General features: G+C 48.7%; 23 protein-coding genes and 1 riboswitch. Of the genes, 14 read left to right on the top strand and 9 right to left on the bottom strand.

Annotated elements, in window-relative coordinates:
* The first annotated feature begins 61 nt into the window (after positions 1–61).
* The 3 genes from UM181_02490 to UM181_02480 all read left to right on the top strand — a co-directional run bounded on the left by UM181_02490 (position 62) and on the right by UM181_02480 (position 1,528).
* Positions 62–262 carry a hypothetical protein gene (locus UM181_02490; protein ID WQC63500.1) on the top strand — a complete coding sequence of 67 codons (201 nt, stop codon included), beginning with the start codon at positions 62–64 and terminating at the stop codon, positions 260–262.
* A 174-nt stretch (positions 263–436) separates the two neighbouring features.
* Positions 437–727, top strand: coding sequence for a hypothetical protein (locus UM181_02485; protein ID WQC63499.1), 291 nt, complete (start codon positions 437–439; stop codon positions 725–727).
* Positions 728–928: 201 nt separating this feature from the next.
* On the top strand, positions 929–1,528 hold the full coding sequence (locus UM181_02480; protein WQC63498.1) for a site-specific integrase: 600 nt from the start codon (positions 929–931) through the stop codon (positions 1,526–1,528).
* Between the two features lie 31 nt (positions 1,529–1,559).
* On the opposite strand, the gene UM181_02475 is transcribed toward UM181_02480, so the two are convergent.
* From UM181_02475 to UM181_02465, 3 genes are all read right to left on the bottom strand, one after another.
* Entirely contained in the window at positions 1,560–4,253 is a 2,694-nt protein-coding gene (locus UM181_02475; GenBank protein WQC63497.1) for a DNA polymerase, read from the bottom strand.
* A 194-nt stretch (positions 4,254–4,447) separates the two neighbouring features.
* Positions 4,448–5,689: a hypothetical protein gene (locus UM181_02470; GenBank protein WQC63496.1), complete on the bottom strand. Its 1,242-nt coding sequence runs from the start codon at positions 5,687–5,689 to the stop codon at positions 4,448–4,450.
* A 342-nt stretch (positions 5,690–6,031) separates the two neighbouring features.
* The gene (locus tag UM181_02465; protein WQC63495.1) at positions 6,032–6,433 is read right to left on the bottom strand and encodes a VanZ family protein; all 402 of its coding nucleotides are present in this window, start codon (positions 6,431–6,433) and stop codon (positions 6,032–6,034) included.
* A gap of 189 nt (positions 6,434–6,622) precedes the next feature.
* Positions 6,623–6,721, top strand: a riboswitch (TPP riboswitch).
* Between the two features lie 34 nt (positions 6,722–6,755).
* On the opposite strand from UM181_02465, the gene UM181_02460 reads away from it, so the two are divergent.
* From UM181_02460 to UM181_02435, 6 genes are all read left to right on the top strand, one after another.
* The gene (locus tag UM181_02460) at positions 6,756–7,736 is read left to right on the top strand and encodes a thiamine ABC transporter substrate binding subunit (GenBank protein ID WQC63494.1); all 981 of its coding nucleotides are present in this window, start codon (positions 6,756–6,758) and stop codon (positions 7,734–7,736) included.
* Positions 7,712–9,220 carry a thiamine/thiamine pyrophosphate ABC transporter permease ThiP gene (locus UM181_02455; GenBank protein WQC63493.1) on the top strand — a complete coding sequence of 503 codons (1,509 nt, stop codon included), beginning with the start codon at positions 7,712–7,714 and terminating at the stop codon, positions 9,218–9,220. Before UM181_02460 ends, UM181_02455 begins: the two co-directional genes overlap by 25 nt.
* Positions 9,213–9,911: an ATP-binding cassette domain-containing protein gene (locus UM181_02450; GenBank protein WQC63492.1), complete on the top strand. Its 699-nt coding sequence runs from the start codon at positions 9,213–9,215 to the stop codon at positions 9,909–9,911. The genes UM181_02455 and UM181_02450 overlap by 8 nt, the downstream gene beginning before the upstream one ends.
* 245 nt (positions 9,912–10,156) lie before the next feature.
* Positions 10,157–11,221, top strand: a complete 1,065-nt coding sequence (locus UM181_02445; protein WQC63491.1) for an Ldh family oxidoreductase — start codon at positions 10,157–10,159, stop codon at positions 11,219–11,221.
* 376 nt (positions 11,222–11,597) lie between these two features.
* Positions 11,598–11,924 (top strand): hypothetical protein, encoded by a 327-nt coding sequence (locus tag UM181_02440; protein ID WQC63490.1) that lies wholly within the window; start codon positions 11,598–11,600, stop codon positions 11,922–11,924.
* A 213-nt stretch (positions 11,925–12,137) separates the two neighbouring features.
* Entirely contained in the window at positions 12,138–13,034 is an 897-nt protein-coding gene (locus tag UM181_02435) for a DMT family transporter (GenBank protein ID WQC63489.1), read from the top strand.
* Positions 13,035–13,053: 19 nt separating this feature from the next.
* Here UM181_02435 and htpG read toward each other — a convergent pair whose 3' ends face one another.
* The 3 genes from htpG to UM181_02420 all read right to left on the bottom strand — a co-directional run bounded on the left by htpG (position 13,054) and on the right by UM181_02420 (position 16,843).
* On the bottom strand, positions 13,054–14,913 hold the full coding sequence (gene htpG, locus UM181_02430; protein WQC63488.1) for a molecular chaperone HtpG: 1,860 nt from the start codon (positions 14,911–14,913) through the stop codon (positions 13,054–13,056).
* A 195-nt stretch (positions 14,914–15,108) separates the two neighbouring features.
* Positions 15,109–16,158 (bottom strand): sigma-54 dependent transcriptional regulator, encoded by a 1,050-nt coding sequence (locus UM181_02425; protein ID WQC63487.1) that lies wholly within the window; start codon positions 16,156–16,158, stop codon positions 15,109–15,111.
* A gap of 415 nt (positions 16,159–16,573) precedes the next feature.
* On the bottom strand, positions 16,574–16,843 hold the full coding sequence (locus tag UM181_02420; protein ID WQC63486.1) for an MJ0042-type zinc finger domain-containing protein: 270 nt from the start codon (positions 16,841–16,843) through the stop codon (positions 16,574–16,576).
* A gap of 350 nt (positions 16,844–17,193) precedes the next feature.
* Between UM181_02420 and UM181_02415 the strand changes: the two genes are divergently transcribed.
* Both UM181_02415 and UM181_02410 read left to right on the top strand, forming a co-directional pair.
* Positions 17,194–17,817: a ribonuclease HII gene (locus tag UM181_02415; protein ID WQC63485.1), complete on the top strand. Its 624-nt coding sequence runs from the start codon at positions 17,194–17,196 to the stop codon at positions 17,815–17,817.
* Positions 17,818–17,915: 98 nt separating this feature from the next.
* Positions 17,916–19,028, top strand: a complete 1,113-nt coding sequence (locus tag UM181_02410) for a site-specific DNA-methyltransferase (protein ID WQC63484.1) — start codon at positions 17,916–17,918, stop codon at positions 19,026–19,028.
* A 96-nt stretch (positions 19,029–19,124) separates the two neighbouring features.
* On the opposite strand, the gene UM181_02405 is transcribed toward UM181_02410, so the two are convergent.
* Positions 19,125–20,240 (bottom strand): alkane 1-monooxygenase, encoded by a 1,116-nt coding sequence (locus tag UM181_02405; GenBank protein ID WQC63483.1) that lies wholly within the window; start codon positions 20,238–20,240, stop codon positions 19,125–19,127.
* A gap of 62 nt (positions 20,241–20,302) precedes the next feature.
* Positions 20,303–21,346 (bottom strand): A/G-specific adenine glycosylase, encoded by a 1,044-nt coding sequence (mutY, locus tag UM181_02400; GenBank protein ID WQC63482.1) that lies wholly within the window; start codon positions 21,344–21,346, stop codon positions 20,303–20,305.
* 63 nt (positions 21,347–21,409) lie between these two features.
* Here mutY and UM181_02395 point away from each other — a divergent pair, with 63 nt between their 5' ends.
* The 3 genes from UM181_02395 to UM181_02385 are packed head-to-tail and all read left to right on the top strand — an operon-like array spanning position 21,410 to position 23,754.
* A complete protein-coding gene (locus UM181_02395) occupies positions 21,410–21,940 on the top strand; it encodes a DciA family protein (GenBank protein ID WQC63481.1) in 531 nt (176 codons plus the stop codon).
* Between the two features lie 21 nt (positions 21,941–21,961).
* Positions 21,962–22,636, top strand: coding sequence for a DsbA family protein (locus UM181_02390; GenBank protein WQC63480.1), 675 nt, complete (start codon positions 21,962–21,964; stop codon positions 22,634–22,636).
* Positions 22,637–22,641: 5 nt separating this feature from the next.
* The gene (locus tag UM181_02385; protein ID WQC63479.1) at positions 22,642–23,754 is read left to right on the top strand and encodes a CaiB/BaiF CoA-transferase family protein; all 1,113 of its coding nucleotides are present in this window, start codon (positions 22,642–22,644) and stop codon (positions 23,752–23,754) included.
* Between the two features lie 3 nt (positions 23,755–23,757).
* Here the strand turns inward: UM181_02385 and lpxK are convergent, their stop codons facing one another.
* Positions 23,758–24,756 (bottom strand): tetraacyldisaccharide 4'-kinase, encoded by a 999-nt coding sequence (lpxK, locus tag UM181_02380; GenBank protein ID WQC63478.1) that lies wholly within the window; start codon positions 24,754–24,756, stop codon positions 23,758–23,760.
* Positions 24,757–24,759: the final 3 nt, after the last annotated feature.

Here is a 24,759-nt window from a genome sequence, read left to right as displayed (position 1 = left end):
ATAAAGCCAATAATATAAATAACCTTAATATTTACATGATTTATTAATTAAGGAGATCAAGATGAACCAAGAAATATTCCTTATGAATTTTAGGATCTCATCAGGGCTCAAGATGCAGTTTGAAGAAACTTGTCATCAGCTAAGGACCAATATGACGGCTGAAATGAATCGGATGATACGAGACTTCGTTAAGAACTCACGAGAAGACCTTTATGAGCCTGTAGGGTGGTTTTACGGCAATGGAGGCAGCGATGATATCTAGCCAATCAAAGCCAAAGACTAAGCATGAACTTATTAGGAGCTTGAACAAAGCTAGGATTAGCCAAATTGAAGTTATCGAGCCTTATGATCCATCGATTGCTGATGAAGTTTCTAAAACAGCTAAGGCTTGGACAGCAAAGTCCGGACAAGTTTCGATCATTATCCTGAGGATGCCATGAAAAGCTTTAAGGCATTCATGATCGAGCAACAGCATCTAGAAGAAGCTATCGTCAAAAAAGGTGCTGTTGCGGCTTATGCTCTGCAAGGACGTAAGCATGGCATCAAAGCTGTAAGAAGCTATCAAAAAGCCAAGCAGGCATTGAGGATAGTTTCAAATGCGAAAAGCACCGACCAGAAGGTCGATGCGTTGGTTTTTGCTTTGATTGACTTATTGGATGGGCTGGTTGCCCAAAGACAACAGATTGGATCTGTCTCTGCTCAAGTTACATCTGTTGCGTTGCTATAGGACCGTAAATTTAAAGTGTTACATTTCAAGACGCTTATTGATCATGGGGTCTTCAGCGAAACTGATTATACAATGGTAAACATATAATCAGTTCGCCTAAGCCCTTGCCGAATAACAATATTTCCTGCGCACTTTTCTGTGTCCGTATGTAACTGATTTTATTAATATAAATCAGATACATAACAACATCAGAGGTGCCAAATGGGTTTAGCCAAACAAGCAAAAATTCTTACTAAGGGTCAGGTAGATTCTCTGACGGCTTTTCTCCTTACAAGGCGTCATGGACTTCGGGATCAAACCGTATTTCTTTTGTCTGTACGGGCAGGGCTGCGAGCAAAAGAAGTCGCCAATCTTCGCTGGTCTATGCTTCTGACGCCTGAAGGTGAGATCAGTAACGCAATACATTTGACGGATAACGCATCGAAAGGTCGCTCTGGTCGAGTGATACCTTTGAATAAGCAGCTGCGTATAAATCTGGTAAAACTGTTAGAGGTTGTCAAGCAAGGTCATAACTTTGACTTGGAAAAATCATATGTGATTACGACCGAGCGATCAGCGCAGACATCGCCTCAGGTTGTCGTGAACATGTTTAAGAGGTGGTACAACGAAGTAGGTTTACTTGGTTGCTCGTCCCATAGTGGGCGCCGCACATTCATCACCAATGCTGCTCGTAAGATCAGCACTGTGGGTGGCTCGCTGCGTGACGTTCAAATGCTGGCAGGGCACTCATCTTTGGCGGTTACACAGAGGTATATTGAAGGTGACAGTGAGGCTAGGAAGAAGATTGTGGATGTGATTTAACCGCTGCAAAGTAGAAAAGCGTCTAGATTATTTATTCTACAATAAGCAGGAACTCTGCGTCTCCTGTGACGAGTTCAGTTATTTCAAGTTGTGGAAAAAGGTCTCGTTTAAGACGTATAAGTTTCGTGCGTACGTCTTGTGTATTTGGCACTCGGTGAGGCACAAATACTGTCTTCTTGGCAGAATTATCAACATCGGTTTTGGTGCATGGGATCCCGAGGTCATTGTTTAAGATTGCAGCCAATTCCTTTGCTTTTAGTTTATATGTAGGAAAAATATTCGTCCTGCCAAAAGCATGGGGCTTCAGCTCATGCGTGCCTGCCTTGCGTAGCTTCCATGCGATTAAAAGTTCCTGACGCAACCGTTTGAGGTCGCCCTGATCCTTGCGAAGGTATTTGGAGGCGTCGCCTTCATTGCTAAGACTGCTTTCGTGATAGCTGGCAAAGGCTTCAAGATCCTCAACAGTTTTTAGACAATGTCGCTGAGACATATTATATTGTTCCCAGAGCTGGCGTGTCTTTTGGAACTGCTCGATTGTGTCCCAAGGTTCAGTCTGAAATTGAAGATGCTGATAATCTCGTCCCTCAGACATGACAGGATTGTTTGGACGTCTTTTCCAATCGAACTCCATGGAGAGGACTTTCTCCATTTCTCGGTCAACAAAGTCTGCGCCGAGTGAATACATTTCTCGAATGCCTAAACCTAGTTTCATCATCATGGTGTCTGTTGGTTGACGGTTGAAGAAGAGGTCGACGATTTGACTGTTTTCGGCTGGCTTTGACGCTGGATCAGGCAGTTTGATACCGCCCTTAGCAAGAACGTATTGTTCGTCTTGTTTTGGGGTCATTCCTGTACCTTGCCAGTCGGACAACTCACTGGGCACTAGGGTCGCTTGAGCCCTTGTTCGCCAGCCCAAAGGTTTTCGAATGATGTGTTTGATCTCGTACACGTCTTCCTTACCAGATGGGACGCCCGTCAGCAGGCGTCTGGATGATCGATAAAACTTACAAAGTGTTCTTTTTGAAGCCTGCGCCATTTGCTCAGCTGTAGCCGTTGTGAGAAACCCATCAGTAGTCACGTTGAAGATGGCAACATCACGAGGCAGGGAGTTCATAATCTCACCCAGCACGCTACGGCAAAATGCAGTAATAAAAGCAGCGTATACAGGATTGGTGATAGGGCTTTCAGCTAATGGTTTTGTGTCCTGATCTCGCAGATCATAAATGCGTCGTTCCCGCAGCCCTTGGGCAGTTTTTCCGTATGTTGAGTTTACCAGTTCTTTCCAGAATAAGTTATTCAACGTCTTTTTAGGAAACTGCTTACGTTGCTCGATACAGTATCGGGTAAACCCATCAAAAGGACGGATCGGACGGTCGATACCTTCCTTAAACTTCCCGTGTCTTCCAGATGGTATAAAGCGACCTTCAATCAATGTGATCTTGGCGCCAAGACGATGCGCTAATAGGATTTCGCTGATGTGAGTTGTGCTGTTACCCTTGCGAGGGAAAATCAAACCATTTTCAGTCCTGACGGGCAGTACTGGGTAGACAACATCATCTGGAAATTCAAAGTCCACATTGGCAAAAACTAGTTCAGCTGACTGAAAGTTAAGCAGTTCATCAGTATCACGGATGGGGCGACATTTGTCCCAGTCAGGACGCCCAATCAGCGCCATGGCTGATGGGTAGGCGCTAGACAGGTCATAGTCATACCATACGCTATCAAAGCCAGGTCCAAACCAAAACTGTTCGTTGCGTCCGCCATGATAACATTCGGTAAAGAAGTCAAGCGACCAGTGGATTTTCTTGAGGTAAACAACCTTTTTCTTGGTCTGGTATCGACCAAAGCGCTTGCTCCAGTATTTGTTTTTAATCTCTTCCTTGCCGACAATCTCAAGTGGGTCGACGCCTTGGTCTTTCCAGAACTGTTTGATTAGGTCGACGCCAATGGAGGTCAGTGTGACAGGCATACGAAATTTACCTGTCCGCTCCTGATAGAGTCGGATCATTTTGCGGGTGTATTGGGTGCAGATCTTGGCGTCTCGGATGGCGTATTTTTCAAATGTAACCCAGTCACGCTCCATGAGTGACTTCATATTTTGCTTAATCGACAGCTCTTCCTGCGGTGTTGAGCCAAGCTCGATTTTCTCGAAACCAAGGATGTCGCCAATCGCTGCAAGGCTCTTTGCGCCAGCAGGGGCGAGGGTCATCGTGTCTCTTATCTTAACGCTTAGCTGGATGTTGTCACCGCCTTTGGGGTCTACAAGCTCAAGCTTGATATCGTTGGCTACGTTCATGAATAGGTTGCGGATGTTGTCGAGCTGTAGGGCTGATCTGGTCGCTTCGTCTTTGAAATCCGCAAATCCCGGTACATCTGCCCTCGTGAAGTGGGCGACCAAGTAAATAGTGCTTGGCAGTTTGAGATTAGGATGCTGGTTGCAACCGTCTGTGAGAGCAGCAATTAGGAACTCTTCCAGTAATAGGCGGTCCTCAACCTTAGGACCTCTGGGTTTCGTTAGTCCTGACCAAACTGGGACAGAGGTGTCATCACCGTCACGCTCTATCACCGTGCAGCAATATTGATAGCTGAGCACTTCATTGTTTAGTGTGCGAGTGCCATCGTCAGTGTAGCGCTGGTATTCAGTGTCAAAACCAATGATCAGGTAACGGGTGGGGTCAGCTCGTCCTGTGTGGATTGGATCAAATTGCGACTTCGGTAAGGGCATGGTGCGTAGTAAATGTTTCCGTTAATTACCCATACCAGACTTTTACTATTTTTGGACATAGCACACGCTTCTGTAAGTTTACCGAACCACCATCACAAATGCTGTCAAAAAGATTAGCACGGTAGGTCGTTTGCTTTGAGATGTACAGAGGTTGGCGTGGAAGTACCTACACAAATAACTGATAGTATTTTTGCTTAGATCAGGCTCTCACCAATTAGCGAAATATATACAGCATCCATGCTGCCAACTGTAACCTCAAAATCAGATATCTGGAGATTCACAGGGGTCTTATTGAGGTTGTAGGCAATGTATCCTCTCTTAAACTTTTTGACTCTCAAGCCTTTCAGAGGTTCAACAAACTGAGAAACTGGCTGACCAAGGTTTAGCCTGTATATGTCATAATAAAAATGATCATGGTCTCCAAATTCAAAATCAGCGTTGTTATCTCCGTATAATATATAGCCAGTATCTGCGGATACTGCGGACATTGCGCTGAAAAGACGAGCAAGCCTCCTATTTTGGAGGCTGTTTCGATCTGAATTAACTTGTGTCAAAATGTTTGGGTCACGGAGATTTGTAGGGATAGAGGCATTTGTTAAGCGCCATGCGTCAAGCGCTATAATTTTTGGGCTTTTGAGTTTTTGATTGTAAAAATCAATAATATCTTGGATCCTCAAAATATCATGTCTGGTGTAAGAATCTTTAGAATCCTTATACAACTCAAGGTAAACGCCATTCAACTCTTTGATAACGGGTTCGTTCATCTCGTAATTGACGTTGCCCATGATTAAAAATCCATCACCCATTTCTCTGCGAATAGCAGATGCTATGTTAATCAAAGCGCCGTCTAACTCCCGACCTTTCCATTTTGTTGGGTGCCCGTTATGCCACCAGTCAAGCATTACACCATGAAAACCGTTTTTAGTTTCATTTCGAACCTCGCTAGCAAAAGAATTTGGAAAATCTTTGTGGGCTATGTTCATTACCTTTGTAGCGCCGTACTCATCCGCATGGTCCCAGTTTTGGTCAGTTACAAATCTCATTTGGTCTTCTTGATTAGACCAGTAGTTCCATTCCTTCCCTGGGTAAAAGTAGTTCCAATTAGGTGTCTTTAACTCCAACCTATTATTGACTCTAAATCTGTCACCATTGCCAGCAGACCAATGCATCCCATAATACTCAAAGTTATCGCCATATTTGGTTGTGCCAGTAGTTAAACCATATTTATTATCCCATGCTAGGAACGGATTAATCGTTTTTCGTTGGTCCAGGATTCTTTGAATACGTTTACTTTTAAAGATATTCTCAACTGGCGGAACAAACTGATTTTGCAAAACTACTGCATTAATTTTAGAGCTAGATATTTGATCTAAATCATCAGTGACTTTGCAGGCATTGACGAAAAGCAGAATAGCTATGAATAGAATGTTTCTCATGAATTTTCCGGTGTGCAAAACGTTATTGAATTATAAAAAATAAAAATGCTGCATAAACATTGTCAAGGCAAGATATTTCAAGAATCGAATATCATCTGGAATGAAAAGCCAAGCATTTCAAAGGCACTTTTTGTAAAAATCATGGTGTCATACATATTCATTATATATTCATAAATCTATAGTGGTTATATATTATTGTAATTAAACAATAAAATTTGTGAGTATTTTCCTCCTAAGGGGCAGGTTGCAGGTTCGAATCCTGCCGGGGTCACCATTTTTTATAAGATAAACGTTTTATGCTATTTTAACGTCATAGGTTAAATATGAAGAGGCTTCTTAGAGTTATTTCTTTGACTCTGGCGCACTTTTGTTACGCGCCGCATATTGTTTGATGAACGGGTTTAGAAGTATCGCCAAAGTCACACCTATTAGAACACCCACAAAATCCGCCCAAAAATCAGAGAAATCGCCAAACCGGTTTACATAGGGTTGGATGAGTTCGATAGCGCCGCCAAAAAGCAGCGCGAGGGGTGCGATCACGAGGCCGGTTTTCAGCCGCACCATCAGCATAGGCATTACCAGCAAGGCAAAGCCTACGGTGTGAAGTAGCTTATCGGCACCCTGAGGGGCAAGTTTGCCCGCTCCGGGTGTTAGGGTCGTGGCCGCGATCACAACAGCGATGCACAGCGTAGTAAAAAGGGCAAGATTTTGAAGATTACCGATGCGTTTTATAAATGATATCATAGCGTGACCCGACTTGAGTAGATGCTTTATCGGATCCTAAGCTGACTGTAAAATGCCCTATATTTATCTTTTGGCGTTTAAGGCCTTGATAGCAGCACAAGCGGTTTAAGCCTGCAGGCTCGCGGATGCGCTGTTACAACGGTTTGAAATCTTTAGGGGTTGCCACCGTGTTGTGAAAACTTTATCCACAACGTTACCTCGGGGCGCCTTTTTGGCTGAGACGCATTTTGCGAACCCGTCGAACCTGAACCGGTTAAGACCGGCGGAGGAAAGGTCAGCTTCATGCTACACGCTCCCCGCCCGTCGCAAATATGGAGAGAACATGAAATACTTCACATTCGCAGCGGGTCTGTTCACTGCCAGCATGACGTTGGCACAGACTCCGATACTTACAATTTATGCACCAGATTATTTTGCGTCAGAATGGGGGCCAGGGCCCGCGATTGAGGCCGCTTTTGAGGAAAGCTGCAGCTGTGACTTGCAGTTTAAAACGGGTGATGTCATGTCGCGGATCATTCTGGAGGGTGAGCGCACCGAGGCAGATGCCGTGATCGGTCTGAACACAGATATTACAAAAAAAGCGCGCGAAACGGGTTTGTTCGCGGCCCATGGCCAAGACAATGCGCAGCTTACATTGCCGATAGAGTGGAGCGATGAAATATTCCTGCCGTTCAACTATGGCCATACTGCGTTTATCTACAATACTGAAAAAGTGGCCAACCCGCCCGCGTCTTTTGATGCGTTGGTGAATTCCGGCGCAGACTTGAGCTTGGTGATCCAAGATCCGCGCAGCTCAATCTCGGGCTTGGCCTTGGTGCTTTGGGTGAAGGCGGTCTATGGTGAGCAAGCAGAAGCAGTTTGGCAAAAGCTTGCGCCGAAAATTCTAACCGTCACCAAAGGCTGGTCAGAATCATATGGGCTGTTTTCAGATGGCGAAGCCGATATGGTGCTCTCTTACACGACCTCACCGGCCTATCATATTGTGGCGGAAAACGATCTTACCAAAAAGGCAGCGATTTTTCCCGAAGGGCATTATTTCATGGTCGAGTTGGCGGCGAAAATAGCATCGACAGATGTGCCCGATTTGGCGGATGCGTTTTTGGCTTTCATCATGACAGATCAATTCCAAAACATAATTCCAGAGGGTAATTGGTCTTTGCCTGCAGCCCTGCCAAAATCGCAATGGCCGCAAGCGTTCCAAGACTTGCCTTTGCCTGAAAAAGTGTTGTTCTATTCTGAAGAAGAAGCCGCAAACCTGCGCAAAGAGACGATTGAGCAATGGCGCCGCGCATTGTCCAAATAAGCGCCTCAGCGCTGATTTGTAGCTTTGTACTTCTACCGCTTTTGGCGGTTTGGGGTCAGGCGGATGGGCCTACCGGCTTGGGGCCTGCAGATTGGTCAGCTTTGCGCTTTACCATTTTACAGGCTGCGCTTTCGGCGCTCTTGTCCACTTTATCAGCGGTCCCGCTGGCGCGCGCGCTTGCGCGCGCGCAGTTTTGGGGCCGCGCTGCGGTGATTAGGCTGATGGGCGCGCCTTTTATTTTGCCCGTTATTGTCGCCATTCTTGGTTTGATTGCGGTTTTCGGTCAAAATGGTTGGCTCAATACGGGGTTGCGCAGCTTGGGCTTTGGCAGCTTTTCGATCTATGGGCTGCAGGGCGTGCTGTTGGCGCATGTGTTTTTTAATTTGCCCCTTGCTACACGGATGATTTTATTGGGCTGGGCAACAATCCCACAAGAGCGGTTGCGGCTGGGGCAGAGCTTGGATCTTCGCGGTTTTGCGCGGTTTCGTTTGATTGAGTTTCCGATGCTGATGACGGTTTTGCCCTCGGCTGTGGTGGTCATCTTTGTGATTTGTTTATCAAGTTTTACTGTGGCGCTGGCTTTAGGAGGGGGGCCCAAATCAACGACGCTGGAATTGGCGATTTATCAAGCTTTTCGATTTGACTTTGATTTCGCAAAAGCCGCTCTGTTGGGGCTGGTGCAATTGGGGGTGTCTGCATTGGTTGCCGTTTTCGCGCTGGGCTTTGCCTGGGGGCATCAGCTGGGCATTGGGCTTGATCGTCCAATTGCGCTGGGCCGCCACTCTACCTTGCAAAAATATCTAGATGGGGTGGTGATTGGCGCGGCCCTGCTATTTTTAGGCCTGCCTTTGCTATTGGTCTTGGGCAATGGGCTTGGCAGTGTAACCAGCTTGCCGGCTGCGGTTTGGATGGCGGCGCTGCGCTCGGTTTTGATTGCTTTGGGGGCCACAGCGCTGTGCATGTTACTGTCGCTCAGTTTGCTGAGCCGCGGTGGAGAAGCCATCGCAACGTTGGGAATTACGGTATCGCCGCTTGTCCTGGGAACCGGTTTGTTTTTGATTTCCAGGCCTTATGTGAACCCGTTTGAGATAAGTCTTTGGGTAACGCTATGTGTGAATGCTCTGATGTCATTGCCCTTTGCAGTGCGTATTTTACGCCCGGAAATGAGCCAGGTAGACGCCAATTTCCGCTGGTTATCGGCTTCTTTGGGATTGTCTAGGTTGGGGTGGTGGCGCTGGGTGGTTTGGCCTAGATTACGCCGCCCATTCGGTTTCGCCGCGGGATTGACCGCGGCGCTTTCGATGGGCGATCTGGGCGTTATCGCGCTGTTTGGCGATGCCGAGCGCGCGACCTTGCCGTTGAAGCTGTATCAATTGATGGGGTCGTACCGTATGGAGCAAGCCGCGGGCTGCGCCAGCCTTCTTTTGATATTAAGTTTTGGATTTTTCTGGGTCTTTGATTTTTTAGGGCGTCGTAATGCTTGATTTGCAAAACTTAAAAATTCGTCAAGGCAGTTTCCAACTGACCGCTTCATTGTGCGGTTTGGATGCGAAAATTTATGCCATTATGGGCCCATCAGGCGCTGGAAAATCTACTTTTTTGGCCGCGCTTGCGGGGTTTTTGCCGGTGTCTTCTGGCGCCGTGCTGTGGAACGGGCAGAATATCACTGGGCTGCGCCCGGCGCAGCGGCCTATGGCGATGCTGTTTCAAGACAATAATTTATTTCCGCATCTTAGCGCAAAACGGAACGTGGCTTTGGCGCTGACCCAGCGCAGATATCTGTCATCGATCCGTCAAGAGCAGGTGAAGGCGGCGCTGTCACGCGTGGGATTGGGTGGTTTTGAAGCCTCTAAGCCCGGTGAATTATCAGGGGGGCAGCAAAGCCGCGTGGCGCTGGCGCGGGTGCTGTTACAAGATAAACCAATCCTTTTATTGGATGAGCCCTTCACCGCATTGGGGCCTGCTTTGAAAAATGAGATGCTGGATTTGCTGCAAACGCTGGCGCAAGAGCGGCAGGCTACGGTGTTGATGGTGACACATGATCCCAATGATGCGCTGCGGATTGCTGATGAGACATTGCTGCTAAGCGATCAAGTGCTCAGCCCGCCCCAACCAACGACGCAAGTGATGGCAAGCCCTCCGAAAGCCTTGGCCGCTTATCTTGGGTTAGATTGATATAAAACAAAGCTCAGCGGATCCTCTTCTATCCGATATAGTGTAAGCGCTGACGATTATTTTGTTCTTTGGTCGCCACACAACATATCGAGCATCTTTTTAGACAAGCTTTTGGAACGCGCGGTTTTGCTCAAGCGGTGTAAAGTTAGGGCTTGTTAGATTTTATCTGGTCAATAGATTAGACTGGGCATAGCCCCGGGTGGATAGGGTTCACACCGGCCATCGTTTTGAATAGGGAACTTATTATGCTGACCAATGAAACGCGTCTTGCTGACTGCGCCCGCCTGAGCGCGTTTTGCCATTTTATTTTAGAAAAAGCTGGGGCAGATCAGCCCAGCGCGCTGGCGGCAACGCGCGCAATGATGCATGGCTCGGTCCATGGTATTGACAGCCACGGGGTGCGTTTGCTGGGGCATTATGCGCAGGCCTTTCAAGGTGGCCGATTGAACATAGCGCCCAAGATCGCGTTGGATCAAACGCGCAGTGGTACGGCGCTGCTGAATGCTGATAATGCGCATGGGGCGGTGGCCACATTTGCTGCGATTGATCATGCTGTGGATCTTGCGCAGACAGCTGGGATTGCAGCGATCGGCATTCAAAACACTTCGCATTTCGGTCCAGCCGGTGCTTTTTCTAAGGCAGCAGCGGATAAAAATATGATCGGGATTGTCTTTGGAAATTCCGATAGTTTCGTGCGCTTATTTGATGGCGCTGAGCGCTTTCATGGCACCAACCCGATTTCAGTGGCAGTGCCGACGGCAGAACCAAACCCATGGCTGTTGGATATGGCGACCAGCTCTGTTCCCTATAACCGGGTTCAATTACACCAATCGTTGCAACAGGATTTACCGCAGGGCGTGGCATCTGATCCGCAAGGCATGGATACTTTGGATCCGAATATTGCCGAAATGCTGGCTCCGATAGGGGGGGCTGATTTTGGTTTTAAAGGGGCTGCGCTGGGTGGTTTGGCCGAAATCTTTTCAGCGGTTTTGACGGGCATGAAGTTGAGTCCCGATATTGCCCCTATGGCGGGCCCTGATTTCACAACGCCAAGGGGAATGGGCGCTTTTGTGATTGTTATAGATCCCAGTGCCTTCGCAATAGGAGAGGTGGTCCGCGCTGGAATGCTGCGGTATTTAAAGCTTTTGCGCGGGTCAAAGGCGCGAAAGGGGGCGAGCGTTATGGCGCCAGGTGATCGCGAATGGGCGCGGGCGGCCGGGCGCATTGAGCAGGGCATTCCATTAGATCCTCTTTCAGTTAAAAGCTTTACGGATTTGGCGATAAAATGGGATACCAACCCGCCTTGGTGATCAGCTTTTACAAACGCTGCCAAAGTTTAAATCGAGCGTGGTAGCGGTTGTGGATGTCTGACACATTTGGCAGGCAGGGCGCGTACCCACCACGCATCTGAAGGTTAATCTTGGTGCCAGCATTCCAGCCATTTCGAACCAGCAGGGTGACAGATTATGAGGAAATGTAACGTGCATTTGTGTGTAGCGCTTACATCGTTTCTGAGCCTAACGACCCGCGTTGAATTTTAAGTGGTGTATTACAGAGCTTTTGATGGCAGTTCTGCTAGAAACTTTTACTTTGAAATTTTTATATTTTTAACTATGGTTTTTTCTCTGAGAGGAAACAGCGAAGTGACTGATCGGTATTGACCAAAAAATTTCGGGAGAATTTCGAATGGCGCAGATGATGAACTGCATCAAATTCAAGCCAAAAGCGGGCTCACATGATGCGCTTTATAAGGCCATTGCGATATATCTTCGCGATTACCCTTTGCCCGAAACGGTGCGCCTGTCAGCGCATGATATCGGCGATGGTGAACATGCTTTGATCGGGTTTTGGGGCGATCTTGAAGATCTTGCCGATGTTTTATCAAACCGCATCGACAATCGCTTTTCAGATGTGATCAAGCCCTTTGTAACCCCTTATCCAAGTGGAGATGAGTTCCAAAGCTTTTCAGGCCCTGGCATTGATTATAAGGCCTTTCTCGAAAGTGATGATTAATCCGGGCGTTTTATGAGGGTTTTACCTTTGCCGGTTGTTTGCCGCTACGGTTGCGGGCGGATGTTTTGCAATGCCAAAATCACAAGGGCACTTGCACAACGCTGATCAAGGACGGGCTGCTTTCTACATATTAACCCAGAGATTTCTTACAAATCAAAACGATAGCAATAAACCGTTTTAGGGTTGGTTGATCATTGAGAATAGGGCAGGTGAATGAATAATTTAGGCAATGGGCTCATGCTGGCGCTGGCAGGGGCTTTGTTATTAACGCCCGATACGCTTTTAATGCGCCTGTCCGGATTGGATGGCGGAGCTATGTTGGCGTGGCGCGCATGTTTGGCTGGATTGGTGTTTTTATCGATCGGGTTGATCGCGCGCTTCAAGGAAGGAAAAGGGAACCGCGCGCGCGTTTCGTCTTTTGGGTTTTGGTCTTTGGTCATTTGCCAGATTGGAAATGCCTCATTCTTTGCCTTTGGAATCGCGCTTGCGCCCGTGGCTGTGGTGTTGTTGGCCGTTGCTACTGTGCCCGTTATTGCGGCTTTGCTGGGTTATTTTCTATTGGGGGAACTGGCGGATCGCCGCGTTTGGGCAACCATAGTCTTGGTGTTTTCTGGAATCCTCATGTCGGTTGCTGGCGATATCGAAAGGGGCATGAATATTGATTTTGAAACGCTGTTGGGGGCGTGTTGTGGGCTTGCGGTTGCCATTAGTCTGGCCTTTAACTTTGTAATTATTCGGAAAAATAAAACTGTGCCGTTTGAATTGGCGATCGGGCTCGGCGCGCTGATCGCCGGGTGCACCGCCTTTTATCTTTGGCCTGCGGCTTGGCAGGTGAGAGGCGCAAGCCTCATTTATATCTCGGTCACGGGATTGATTATTTTGCCCGTTTCTTTTTTCTTGCTGTCAAAGGCATCGCGGCTGACATCCGCTGCCAATGTGAGCATGATTATGCTGTTAGAAACGGTTTTGGGCCCTTTATGGGTTTGGCTTGGTATCAAAGAAACGCCGAATTCGCTGACCTTGCTTGGCGGTGTTTTGGTGGTAGGGGCCTTGGGGTTTTTTCTCTACAGACAAGCAGGTGAGCCTGCCCTTGAGCGGGCAGGCAAATAACAACATGGGCCTTTGCGCTTTATATTCCTGAAGCGATTAACTGGTTTACATTTTGAATAAACAATGTGGGATCTTCGGGCATTTCACCATCTAAAATACGCGCTTGTTGAAACAACACTAAAGCCAGTGCATCAAGGCCCTGATCGGTTTCTTCGGGCTGTGCTTTTAGCTTTTGCATTATCGGATGCGTTGCGTTCAGTTCTAACACTTTGGCGCTGCCCGTGTAATCCGGATTTTGCGCTTTCATGATACGCTCGAGGTTGAAATCAAGGCCTCCATCTGCGGCGACCAAGCGCACCGGGCTTGAGGTCAGGGTGCTGGACACCCGAATATCCGATACTTTTTCACCCAATGCCGCTTTCAGCTTTACGATAACATCGGACATATCCGAATTTTGGTCATCGGCTTCATCCGCTTCACCCTCTTTGGCGAATTTGGATAGGTCGACGTTTTCGCGTGCAATAGAGATTAAAGATTTTTCTGAATATTTCGGACTTGTTGAAATCCAGAACTCATCAATCGGGTCTGTCATCAGTAAAACGTCAATGTCTCTTTCCGCAAAGCCTTCGATATGCGGGCTGCGCTTTGCGGCTTCAACAGAGTCGGAGGCTAGGTAATAGATATCGTCCTGCGTTTGAGGCATCGCATCGATATAATCTTCAAGCGAAATCATCTTATCTTGCTTCAAAGAATAAAACCGGCAGATTTTTAAAATGCGGTCGCGATTATCCGCATCTTCATAAATGCCTTCCTTCAAAACGCGGCCAAAATTTGCCCAAAACGCTTCATAGGCTTGCGCGTCTTTTTTAACCTTTTTCGCCAATTCGGACAGCACGCGCTTGGTCACGGCTTTGCGAATTTTAAGCAGCGTTGCATTATGTTGTAGCATTTCCCGACTGACATTCAGGTCCAGGCTGGCCGTATCAATGATGCCGCGCACAAAGCGCAGCCATTCTGGAATAAGATCCTTCAATTCGTTCGTTATGAACACGCGGTTTACATAAAGCTGAACTTTTGTTTTGCGTTCTGGATCAAAAAGATCAAAAGGCTTTTGGCTTGGTAAAAATAGCAGGTTGGTAAATTCTACAGCGCCTTCGGCTTTGTTATGCAGGGTCAAAAACGGCGTGTCATATTGTCCGCTATGGCTCTGATAAAAATTATTATACTGCTCTTGCGTGATGTCTTTTGCAGGTTTTGTCCAAAGCGCTTCCACAGAGTTTAACACTTCAGAGGTTTGATCGTCTTTCATCAATTGGATTGGATAGGCGATATGATCTGAATATTTCTTTACGAGGGTTTGGATCCGGATGTCTTCCAAAAACTCTTTCGCCTCTTTTTTAAGATGCAAAACAACCGTGGTACCAACGGTGTCGCGCGCGCTGCTTGCGTTGATTTCATAGCCGGATTGGCCATCGCTTTGCCAAGAATATCCTTGATCCTGACCTGCTTTTAATGTGTGCACTTCCACTTTATCGGCCACCATGAATGAGGCGTAAAAGCCAACGCCGAATTGACCGATTAGGCTTATTGCATCCTTGTCTTTTTCCGCGGCTTCTTCGATTTGTTCGATAAAGGCTTTGGTGCCAGATCGGGCGATTGTGCCGAGAGCTTCGATCAAATCTTCCTGGTCCAAGCCTATGCCGCTATCGCTGATCGCGATGGTTTTGCGCTTTTTATTCAATGTAATTGAAATCTCGGCCGCATCGGCGCTGAGCAATTTGCTATCTGTCTGACCCAGATATTGCCGCTTGTGAAGGGCGTCTGACGCGTTGGAGAGGAGCTCTCTCAAAAAGATTTCTTTGTTTGAATAAAGTGAGTTGATAACGATGTTCAGTATTTTTCCGGTATCGGCTTCAAATTCGCGCGTGGTACTCGCCATTGGGGGGTCCTTTGGTCAGATGACATGTTGTTGAGGGGATGTAATCATTTTGGGCCATTGTTCAATAACCCTTCTGCCTCTTACATGAAATTCTTTGCATAAGTTTAAGCTGCTCGTTAAGGGCCGGTGTCATGCTGAGCGCGCCGTGCGGTTCAACGTTCCAGCTACGCTGGCAGACGAGCCTTGGAGCAGTGTTTACAGATCGAGTGTTTGCTTTTTGTCGAACAGTTCGGACACAGAGAGATGTAACATCTTTGCGGCCAGTTCTACATCATTCTCGGCCGCCACTAAGGCCGCGGCGACCACTTTGCGCTCTACAGTTTTTAAATGCTCTGCAATCATCAACTTGCCATTTGACACAAAAAAGCTGCGGTAATCGGTTACCGAATCCAGCGGTGATCTGTTGGACTCTTCAGCGTTCAAGGCTTGCTGCGCCGGTGATCCTTGGTCATTTAAGCCTTGTTCGTTTTGTTCTCGTAAAGCCTGTTGCACTTGGATTGCGTTGATCGCCTGACCACCCGAACGAATAATCAAACATTCGATAACGTTGCGCAACTGGCGCACATTTCCGGGCCAAGAGAAGGTTTTCAGCAACCAAAGCGCATCACCTTCAATTTCAAATTTCATATTTGACTGACCTGACAGGGTCAGTTGCTGCGCCAAATGATAGACGAGGTTTTCAATATCGCCCGAGCGATCTTTCAGTGCAGGCACACGGATCGGAAAGGCGCTGATCCTGAAAAACAGGTCTGAGCGAAAATTCTTAAGGACAACTTGCTTATATAGATTTTTGTGCGTGGCGCAGATCAACCGGAAGTCTACTTCGATTTCGCGCGACGAGCCGACCGGCGAGAAACATTTAGTTTCCAAAGCCCGCAACAATTTCGATTGTAAATCAAGTGGCATATCGCCAATTTCATCTAAAAACAGGGTGCCGTTATGTGCTTGTTCAAACTTGCCCTTGTGGGTTTTGCTTGCACCTGTAAATGCTCCTTTTTCATAGCCAAAAAGCTCAGCTTCAAGCAGAGATTTGGGAATAGAGGCGCAATTCACTGAAATCAACTTGCCAGATCTACCTGATAGATCTGCTAAGGATTGTGCAACGACTTCTTTGCCAGATCCGCTGGGACCAAGGATTAATACGGGGATATTATGCTCGGCAACATCCATCACCGATTTTCGAAGCGCCATCATGGCGTCTGAAGACCCCACAATATTGCGGGACAAATTATCCACGAATGACATCGTTGACCTCTACAAAACCTACCTTTACGTGCTCGCTTGCTCTTATTCTAACGACAAGATGCGAAGTTAGCGCCTCACCTGAAAAGTTATGATATTTACGGATGGAGTTCAGTAGCCAGTTGGGATAATTTACCGGTCCATTGGGGGATATTTTTTAAAAAATTGATACTTTCGGATGGGATTTTGGGAGATTTTCCATCGCGGATCTTGAAACAATATTTCAAATGGCGAAGCTATGGTGCCTGATGCATGTCGCCCTGTAAGATCATGAAAAACATTGTAATTTTTATATAAAAATTATTGGCATAAGTTTTTTAGGCGGCCGTTTCTTAGTGTTTTGAACGCATGGCTCAAAGATTTCTCTATTTGTAGTAAATATGCGAGAAAACGGGTAATTCCTACCATATCTTGTGGTTTAATGGCGCAGCTTGGTTTCTATTTCTGCCTCCTCGCGCAGCACAGATAGCACATCTGCGGTGTAGGCGCGCCGCGTTGCGGGCTCGCGCGCGGGCACGGGCGCGTGTTGCGCAGCTTGATTTTTGATTGCGTAATTTCTGCGTGCGGGCACAAAATTTTGCTTCCACATGTGATTGCAGCTGCTGCACATCACGACGCGGTTTTTGCTGGGAATTTTGTCTTTAGGGATCCTGTAACCTGATCCACATTTCGGGCAAAGCAGATGCATTTAAAATGCTCCTTGGTAACACGCTGACATTGTTATCTTTTTTGCTCGATTAAGCTGTGGATAACATCAGAGATGTGATTTGGCAAATATTTTGAAGCGGTGGGTGTTGGTAAAGGTTTCTGCAGCACGCTTTTGTTCCTTCTGTCGATGTGAGCGGGCTTAAAACCTGCAGAGTGAATATATCTTTCTCAACATCTTCAGCAAAATTTGGGCCAAGCTGGTGGGTTAAGTTTGAAAAAATGAGATAAGGCTTTGATTCGCGCCATATGTTGCGGTGCCAAAAGCGTTTGGAATAGGGTTCGCGCCAATACGGGCTTGCCAAAGATTATGAAATCGGATTTCACGCGTGTATGAATTGCCCGGATCTTTTCAATGAAACTGAAGCTTGGCAGGCTGGCTTTCAGCAAGTTGCGGGCGTTGATGAGGTGGGGCGCGGCCCTTTGGCAGGCCCTGTTACCGCGGCTGCGGTTATTCTGGACCCAAAGGCCATTCCCGACGGGTTGAACGATTCAAAAAAGCTAAGTGCAAAACGCCGCGAAAGCCTATTTGAGCAAATCCAAGCAACCTCAATTGTCTCTTATGCGCATATTTCCGAGTCGGTGATTGATGATATCAATATCCTGAATGCAAGCCTCTTGGCGATGAGAACGGCGGTTGCAGGGCTTTCTACAGCTGCCGATTTTCTCTTAATTGATGGCAATAAAGCACCTGCCCATTTGCCGATGCCGTATCGTACGATTATCAAGGGGGATGCAAAATCCTTATCCATCGCAGCCGCTTCGATCATTGCCAAGACGGTGCGCGACCGTTTGATGAGCGATTTGGCTGCCTCATTTCCCGGTTATGGCTGGGAAAAAAATGCAGGCTATCCCTCAGCAGAGCATAAATCGGCCCTTCTGCGCCTTGGTGTGACCCCACATCATAGGGTTTCTTTCAAACCTATACACAACATCTTGTATTCAAAAAATAAATAACCCCTTGATTCAAAAAAGAAATTGACGGCGAATCAGCTTTGATTCATTTTAGTGCCAAGAAAAGAGCGCAAACATGCGCCGGTTCAAGAGGCAGAAAAATGAAGACAGTAACAAAGAAGGCAGCCGTTGGGTTGCCGGTGAATAGTATTTTGGCAGGCGATTGCATCGAGGTGATGAACAGCCTGCCGGCAGAGTCGGTTGATTTGATTTTTGCAGACCCTCCCTATAATTTGCAGCTAAAAGGTGATTTGCATCGCCCTGATAACAGCCGCGTTGATGCGGTCGATGATGATTGGGATCAATTCTCCTCTTTCGCGGCCTATGACGCGTTCACAAATGCTTGGCTGAAGGCGGCCCGTCGCCTGTTAAAGCCCGATGGCGCCATATGGGTGATTGGTTCGTATCATAATATTTTTAGAGTGGGCGCCGCGCTGCAGAACCATAGCTATTGGATTTTGAACGATGTGGTGTGGCGCAAAGCCAACCCCATGCCAAATTTTCGGGGCAAACGGTTTACCAATGCGCATGAAACAATGATTTGGGCATCAAAATCGGAAAACTCGAAATACACATTTAACTATGACGCGCTGAAAGCATTGAATGAAGGTATTCAAATGCGCAGCGATTGGTTGCTGCCAATATGTAATGGTCATGAGAGGTTGAAGAATGATCAGGGCGATAAAGCCCACCCGACCCAAAAGCCGGAAAGCTTGCTGCACCGCATTTTGGTGGGGGCCAGCCAACCAGGTGATGTTATTTTAGACCCGTTTTTTGGCACCGGCACAACCGGTGCCGTTGCGAAAATGCTGGGTCGTAATTTTATTGGCATCGAGCAAGAGGCGGCCTATCGCAAAGTCGCAGAAAAACGGATCGCGATGGTACGTAAATTTGACAGCGAGGCGCTTCAGGTCACAACCGCAAAACGCGCCGAACCGCGGGTGCCCTTTGGGCAGCTTGTTGAGCGTGGCATGCTGCGCCCGGGTGAAGAGCTTCACAGTTTGAACGGGCGGCATAAAGTGAAAGTGCGTGCTGATGGCACGTTGGCGACCGCCGATATCAAAGGTTCGATCCATCAAGTGGGCGCTGCGCTGGAAGGCGCGCCCAGCTGCAACGGCTGGACCTATTGGTGTTTCAAGCGCGAAGGTAAGAAGGTGCCCATCGATTTGTTGCGCCAACAAATTCGAGATGAAATGGGCAATCGGCCCAATTAACGCTGCACCGCGCATATAATTGAGCCCTAAGAGATAAACGTATTTGCCTGTGGCCTGAAAAGCCACCACTTCCCCGCTTTTTGAAGCGGGGATTTTTTAATTTGGTGGCGGGTTTGTGCCTTTGTTATAGGGCTGCCAATTGCTTATTTCTGGATAATGCATGGCCCGCCATGCCTTCACTTTCGGATTCATGAATTTACGCCAAAGTCTGGGATATACTGCAATTATCCCCATGATCGGATAGCTGTAGGGAAGCTGTGGGGCAAGTTGCTTTGGATAGGTGTGCAGCAAAGGATAGGCACGGGCAGGTTTGTAATGGTGGTCAGAATGGCGCTGAAGGTTGATCAGAAGCCAATTGGTCGCACGGTGCTCTGCATTCCAAGAATGATGCGGTTGAACAGCTTCATATTTGCCGTTTCCCAAATATTTTCGCGTTAGGCCATAATGTTCCAGGTAATTAATAAGCTCGAGATGAAAAACCGCAATAAAGGCCTGAAAAGCAAATAGAAAGACACCCCAAAAACCCGCCAAACCATATGCAAATCCAAGCATAAGCAACTGCAGTAGCCAGTAGATCCAAAAGGGGTTTTTGAGATCATACCATGCCAACCCCTGCCGGGTGAGGCGCTGCGCTTCTGCGCGAAATGCGGAGAGATAGCTTGCTTTTAAAACCCGGATGAAAAAGCGATACACGTTTTCATTATAACGCGCCGTAACAGCATCGCGGGGGGTGCCTACATAGCGGTGATGCACCAAAAGATGCTCGCTGCGAAAATGCGAATAGAGCACCATCGCCATCAGTATATCGGCGAGCCAACGGTCGCCTCGGCGGGGTTGGTGCATAAGCTCATGCGCATAATTGATGCCAATCGTGCCCGTCATCACGCCAAGGGAAAAAAATAACCCGATTAATTCCCAGCCATTTAGGTCAAGCCTTTTGTGACAAGCGATCAGCCCGAATAAAATAAAAAATTGCAAAATTGGCCAGAGTAGGAGGTTAAGCCGATGCCATTTCAACTGCACGCTTTTTTCAGATGGTGCGGGGTTTGTTTGTTCTTTGCCAAGCACCGCGTCTAGCGTTGGAAAAACATACCAAATGACGAAGGGAATGCTCAAAACCCAGAAGCCGCCAAGCAGCGCCGCAGCTATGATGATTGGCCCCATGGATACACCAATCCAAAAGGGCAGGGCAGATTTAAACGCAGATGCCATGTATAACTACTTGCCCGATGTTCCAGCGATAACCTCAGCGGCAATCTGAGCCGCCTTTGTGGCTATTTAATGGCCAGATCAAACACTTTTCGCATCACCGTTGGAAGATCCGTGGGGCGAAATTGCGCGCGGCTTAAAAATTCGCCGCGCCCCGGCGTCGTATGCATCAATATATCAGCTTTGCGAACGGTGAGATGAAGATGAAAATGGGTGAATGTGTGGCGCACTTCACCAGGCATCTTCTGCCAATTGGCAGTGATTGGAGGTGCTGGAACAGGGGCGTCGTTCCAATCGCTGCCGGGCCAACCCAGCATCCCTCCTAGCAAGCCGCGCTCGGGGCGCCGCTCAAGAAGATAGGCGCCATCTTCACGGCAGGCCACATAGGCAATGCCAAAGCGCGTTGGCTTGGGCTTTTTAGGAATTTTTTTCGGCAATTGTGCCATCGTGCCAGCCAGAAAGGCGCGGCAAGGGCCTCGCCACGGGCACAATCCGCAGGCTGGTTTTTTTGGGGTGCAAATCGTTGCCCCTAAATCCATCACGGCTTGGGCGTAATCGCCGGGCCTTTCACGCGGGGTCAGATGGTCGGCTTTTTCTGTAAGTTCTGGTTTGGCCGTTGGCAGCGGGGTATGGATATCAAATAAGCGCGCCATCACCCGCTCTACGTTGCCATCCACCACGGTCTCGGGCCGATCAAAGGCAATCGCTCCAATCGCAGCTGCCGTGTAGGGGCCGATTCCGGGCAGCGCGCGCAAAGCGGCCTGATCGTTTGGAAACCTGCCTGCATATTCTGTAGCGATGACGCGCGCGCATTTCAAAAGATTGCGCGCCCGCGCGTAATATCCAAGGCCGGCCCATTCCGCCATAACGGCTGCGTCTTGCGCTGCTGCAAGATCGCCAATCGTGGGCCAAAGCTGGGTGAAACGCAGAAAATATTTTTTGACGGCGGCAACGGTGGTTTGTTGCAGCATGATTTCTGAAAGCCAAATGCGATAGGGATCAGGTATCTGCCCGTTTTTGCGATCTTGCGGGGCTACGCGCCAGGGCATTTCGCGTGCATGAGCGTCATACCAAGACAGAAGATCGCTTGCTTTGGCGCTAGGTGGCATGATCTACTTCACTTTTTTGTATAGGGGCTGGCAAGATCATTCGAAGGCCTTATGCTAGGGCTCATGTCGGTAAGCGAAAAGAAATCGGGCAAGAAACGCGCTATGCAGGGGTTTAAGCAGACCTCTGCCTTGTTGCAATCCCACATTCGAAAACTGGGCGAAAGCCGTGGGTTTGCCCAGCCCCGCGTGCTGACCCATTGGCGTGAGATCGTTGGTGAAGATCTGGCCGATGTGACCTACCCGACCGAGGTCAGTTATGCCAAACAAGGGTTCGGGGGCACGTTGACGATACTGACAATGGGCGCGCATGCCCCGATGATCGAAATGCAAAAGGAAAGCTTACGCCGGCGCGTCAACGCCATCTATGGCTATAACGCAATTCGGCGCATTCGAATTACGCAAACCTCCGCGCATGGATTTGCCGAGGCGCAAGCCGTCTTTGCCCCGCAATCCAAGCCAGCGCCAAAGCGCGCGCACAAAGCCGCAGAGGCACAGGCGCAAACCCTTGCAGAGCCGGTGCGTGATGCAAAGCTGCGTCGCGCTCTTGAACAGTTGGGGCAGAATGTTCTAACACAGTCTCAAGAAGAGAAATAAATCGAAAAATAAGGATAAAAAATGCGCAAATTTGCTTATATGTTTGTGGTGTTTGGCCTCGCGGTCGGACTGGGGGTTTGGCTGAATCAATCCCCCCAAACGGCTGCTTTGGATCAAGAGTTTGCCTTACCCTTCGCCGCAAACGCGCAAAGCAGCGATGCCGATGCGGGTGCAGCTGAGATTATCGATATGGTACAAGGCGCCGAAGATGCCCCGATCACTGTGATCGAATATGCTTCATTCACCTGCCCGCATTGTGCCCGTTTCCATTCTGATGTGTATAAGTTATTGCGCAAAAATTATATCGATACGGGCAAGGTTAAATTTATTTTCCGTGAGGTTTATTTCGATAAATACGGCATGTGGGCGTCAATGATCGCGCGCTGCAGTGGTCCAGATCGGTTTTTCGGTATGACAGATTTGATCCTGAACAGCCAAAGCACATGGGCGCGGGCCGGAGATGATCTGGCGATCGTGGAAGCCTTGCGAAAAATTGGACGCTTATCGGGTATGCAGGATGCGGCGTTAGACAGCTGTTTGCAAGATGGCGAAAAACTTCGGGCATTGGTGGGGTGGTACAAGGAAAACGCGCAGCGCGACGGCATCCAATCGACGCCGTCTTTCCTAATCGATGGACAGCCTTATAAGAACATGGATTATGAAGAGTTTGCTAAAATCCTTGACGAAAAGCTTTAGCTGGAATGGCTACGCCGCTTGACGGATTAAAGGTGGTTGAGCTTGCGCGGATTTTGGCTGGTCCTTGGGCCGGGCAAACCCTCGCCGATCTTGGCGCGGAAGTGATTAAGGTAGAAGCCCCAAGCGGGGATGATACGCGGCAATGGGGTCCGCCGTTTATTCAGCGTGAAGATGAAGAGACCGCCGCGTATTTTCATTCTTGCAACCGTGGAAAAAGAAGCGTTGTGATTGATTTTCGAACGCCAGAGGGGCAAGAAGAGTTGCGCCGCCTGGTTAGGGATGCCGATATCCTGATCGAAAATTTTAAAGTCGGCGGATTGGCAAAATACGGGCTGGATTATGCCAGTCTTGCCAAAGAGAATCCGCAGTTGATCTATTGTTCGATCACTGGGTTCGGGCAAACCGGTCCCTATGCGCATCGCGCGGGGTATGATTACATCATTCAGGGGATGTCCGGCTTTATGTCGATCACGGGTGAGCCCGATGGCGCACCGCAGCGCGCGGGTGTAGCGATCACCGATATTTTCACGGGCGTTTACGCCACCACGGCGATCCTCTCGGCGATCCATATGCGCGCTAGCACGGGCCGGGGGCAGCATATCGACATGTCGCTTTTGGATACGGCGGTTTCTGTAATGGCCAATCAGGCCTTGAATTATTTATCAACGGGCACTGCGCCGGAAAGAACGGGCAATTATCACCCGAACCTCACGCCTTATCAGGTGTTTGACTGCGCCGATGGGCATATCATCATCGCCACGGGTAACGATGGCCAATATCAGCGGCTATGTGGCCTTTTGGGCCTCGCTGACATGGCTGAGGCGCCAGAGTTTTTGAAAAATTCAGACCGGATTACAAATCGCGATAAAATGGTCTCGCAGCTTATGCAAAAGACAAAAACGTTTTCCAAAGATGCGCTGTTAAGCGCTTGTGAAGCGGCGGGTGTGCCTGCAGGTCCGATTAATGATATGGCACAAGTTTTTGCGGATCCTCAGGTGATCGCGCGGAACATGCAGCTTAATCTTGATGGTATCCCCAGCGTGCGCTCACCCTTTCAGTTTTCTGAGGCATCGCTGAATTTAACGCGCCCCTCGCCGAGTCTGGGCGAATATGATTGACGCTTAAGCGCGGTTGAGGGCGTTTAAAAGATAGCCCTGCAAAGCGTCGAGCTCAGAGATTTCTAGCCGTACGGGTACCGTTAGAATATCGCGTTTGAAAGCTTGCGGCAGGCGCACCGCGTCCTTTTCGGTAGTGACAAGTTGCGCATCAAGCGCCTGCGCCTGATTTTGCAAGCGCTTGAGAAGCGCAGGGGTTAATATTTGATGATCTACCAAAGGCTGGGTGCCAACAATATGGGCGCCAAGGCGCTTTAGCGTTGTGAAAAATTTTTCGGGCTGGCCGATACCGGCAAAGGCAAAATAACGTCCTTCAGACCAGTCTAACCCGGTTTGAAGCGGGGAAAGCTGGGCGGTGAAATGCCTACACGGCACTATATGCCCCCAGGTTTTGGCGAATATTGTTTGCGCGGCTTGCTCGCCAATTGACAGGATGATATCGGCGCGGCGCAAGCCATTGGGAATCGTTTCGCGCAGCGGCCCGGCCGGAATGCAGCGGCCATTGCCAAAGCCCAATGCCGCGTCCACCACCACGATGCTTACAGTTTTTTTGATCGAGGGGTCTTGGAACCCGTCATCCAACAAAATCACATCGGCGCCAGCTTGTTGGGCCGCTTTCACGCCTGCGCTGCGCGATTTTGCAACCCAAGTCGGGGCAAACGCGGCCAAAAGCAATGGCTCGTCGCCGCTTTCTTCTGCGCGGTGTTGCGCCGGATCAACGCGTATTGGTCCTGTGAGCGTGCCGCCATAGCCTTTGCTCAGAACATGCGGGTTTCGCCCAGCCGCTATTAACATGTTCAACAGGGCGATTACGGTGGGCGTTTTGCCCGTGCCACCGGCATTCAAATTGCCAATACAAATTACAGGGCAGCGAGGTGAAAGCGTGGCCGGGCGCGCCACGCGCCAAGCGGTCGCAAGCCCGTAGATCTGCCCAAGCGGGGCGAGTATGCGCGCCGAAAATCCAGGGCGCTGCGGCGAATTATACCAGAAATTTGGTGCATGCATAGT

The sequence above is a fragment of the Alphaproteobacteria bacterium US3C007 genome, from assembly GCA_034423775.1.
Classification (GTDB): domain Bacteria; phylum Pseudomonadota; class Alphaproteobacteria; order Rhodobacterales; family Rhodobacteraceae; genus Thalassovivens; species Thalassovivens spotae.
This window is presented reverse-complemented; position numbering and strand designations above follow the sequence as displayed.

What these genes read in the sequence shown, in the direction of transcription:
- UM181_02490 (WQC63500.1), top strand. Translation starts at nt 62, where the DNA reads ATGAACCAAGAAATATTCCTTATGAATTTTAGGATCTCATCAGGGCTC.
- UM181_02485 (WQC63499.1), top strand. Translation starts at nt 437, where the DNA reads ATGAAAAGCTTTAAGGCATTCATGATCGAGCAACAGCATCTAGAAGAA.
- UM181_02480 (WQC63498.1), top strand. Translation starts at nt 929, where the DNA reads ATGGGTTTAGCCAAACAAGCAAAAATTCTTACTAAGGGTCAGGTAGAT.
- UM181_02475 (WQC63497.1), bottom strand. Translation starts at nt 4,253, where the DNA reads ATGCCCTTACCGAAGTCGCAATTTGATCCAATCCACACAGGACGAGCT.
- UM181_02470 (WQC63496.1), bottom strand. Translation starts at nt 5,689, where the DNA reads ATGAGAAACATTCTATTCATAGCTATTCTGCTTTTCGTCAATGCCTGC.
- UM181_02465 (WQC63495.1), bottom strand. Translation starts at nt 6,433, where the DNA reads ATGATATCATTTATAAAACGCATCGGTAATCTTCAAAATCTTGCCCTT.
- UM181_02460 (WQC63494.1), top strand. Translation starts at nt 6,756, where the DNA reads ATGAAATACTTCACATTCGCAGCGGGTCTGTTCACTGCCAGCATGACG.
- UM181_02455 (WQC63493.1), top strand. Translation starts at nt 7,712, where the DNA reads ATGGCGCCGCGCATTGTCCAAATAAGCGCCTCAGCGCTGATTTGTAGC.
- UM181_02450 (WQC63492.1), top strand. Translation starts at nt 9,213, where the DNA reads ATGCTTGATTTGCAAAACTTAAAAATTCGTCAAGGCAGTTTCCAACTG.
- UM181_02445 (WQC63491.1), top strand. Translation starts at nt 10,157, where the DNA reads ATGCTGACCAATGAAACGCGTCTTGCTGACTGCGCCCGCCTGAGCGCG.
- UM181_02440 (WQC63490.1), top strand. Translation starts at nt 11,598, where the DNA reads ATGGCGCAGATGATGAACTGCATCAAATTCAAGCCAAAAGCGGGCTCA.
- UM181_02435 (WQC63489.1), top strand. Translation starts at nt 12,138, where the DNA reads ATGAATAATTTAGGCAATGGGCTCATGCTGGCGCTGGCAGGGGCTTTG.
- htpG (WQC63488.1), bottom strand. Translation starts at nt 14,913, where the DNA reads ATGGCGAGTACCACGCGCGAATTTGAAGCCGATACCGGAAAAATACTG.
- UM181_02425 (WQC63487.1), bottom strand. Translation starts at nt 16,158, where the DNA reads ATGTCATTCGTGGATAATTTGTCCCGCAATATTGTGGGGTCTTCAGAC.
- UM181_02420 (WQC63486.1), bottom strand. Translation starts at nt 16,843, where the DNA reads ATGCATCTGCTTTGCCCGAAATGTGGATCAGGTTACAGGATCCCTAAA.
- UM181_02415 (WQC63485.1), top strand. Translation starts at nt 17,194, where the DNA reads ATGAATTGCCCGGATCTTTTCAATGAAACTGAAGCTTGGCAGGCTGGC.
- UM181_02410 (WQC63484.1), top strand. Translation starts at nt 17,916, where the DNA reads ATGAAGACAGTAACAAAGAAGGCAGCCGTTGGGTTGCCGGTGAATAGT.
- UM181_02405 (WQC63483.1), bottom strand. Translation starts at nt 20,240, where the DNA reads ATGGCATCTGCGTTTAAATCTGCCCTGCCCTTTTGGATTGGTGTATCC.
- mutY (WQC63482.1), bottom strand. Translation starts at nt 21,346, where the DNA reads ATGCCACCTAGCGCCAAAGCAAGCGATCTTCTGTCTTGGTATGACGCT.
- UM181_02395 (WQC63481.1), top strand. Translation starts at nt 21,410, where the DNA reads ATGTCGGTAAGCGAAAAGAAATCGGGCAAGAAACGCGCTATGCAGGGG.
- UM181_02390 (WQC63480.1), top strand. Translation starts at nt 21,962, where the DNA reads ATGCGCAAATTTGCTTATATGTTTGTGGTGTTTGGCCTCGCGGTCGGA.
- UM181_02385 (WQC63479.1), top strand. Translation starts at nt 22,642, where the DNA reads ATGGCTACGCCGCTTGACGGATTAAAGGTGGTTGAGCTTGCGCGGATT.
- lpxK (WQC63478.1), bottom strand. Translation starts at nt 24,756, where the DNA reads ATGCATGCACCAAATTTCTGGTATAATTCGCCGCAGCGCCCTGGATTT.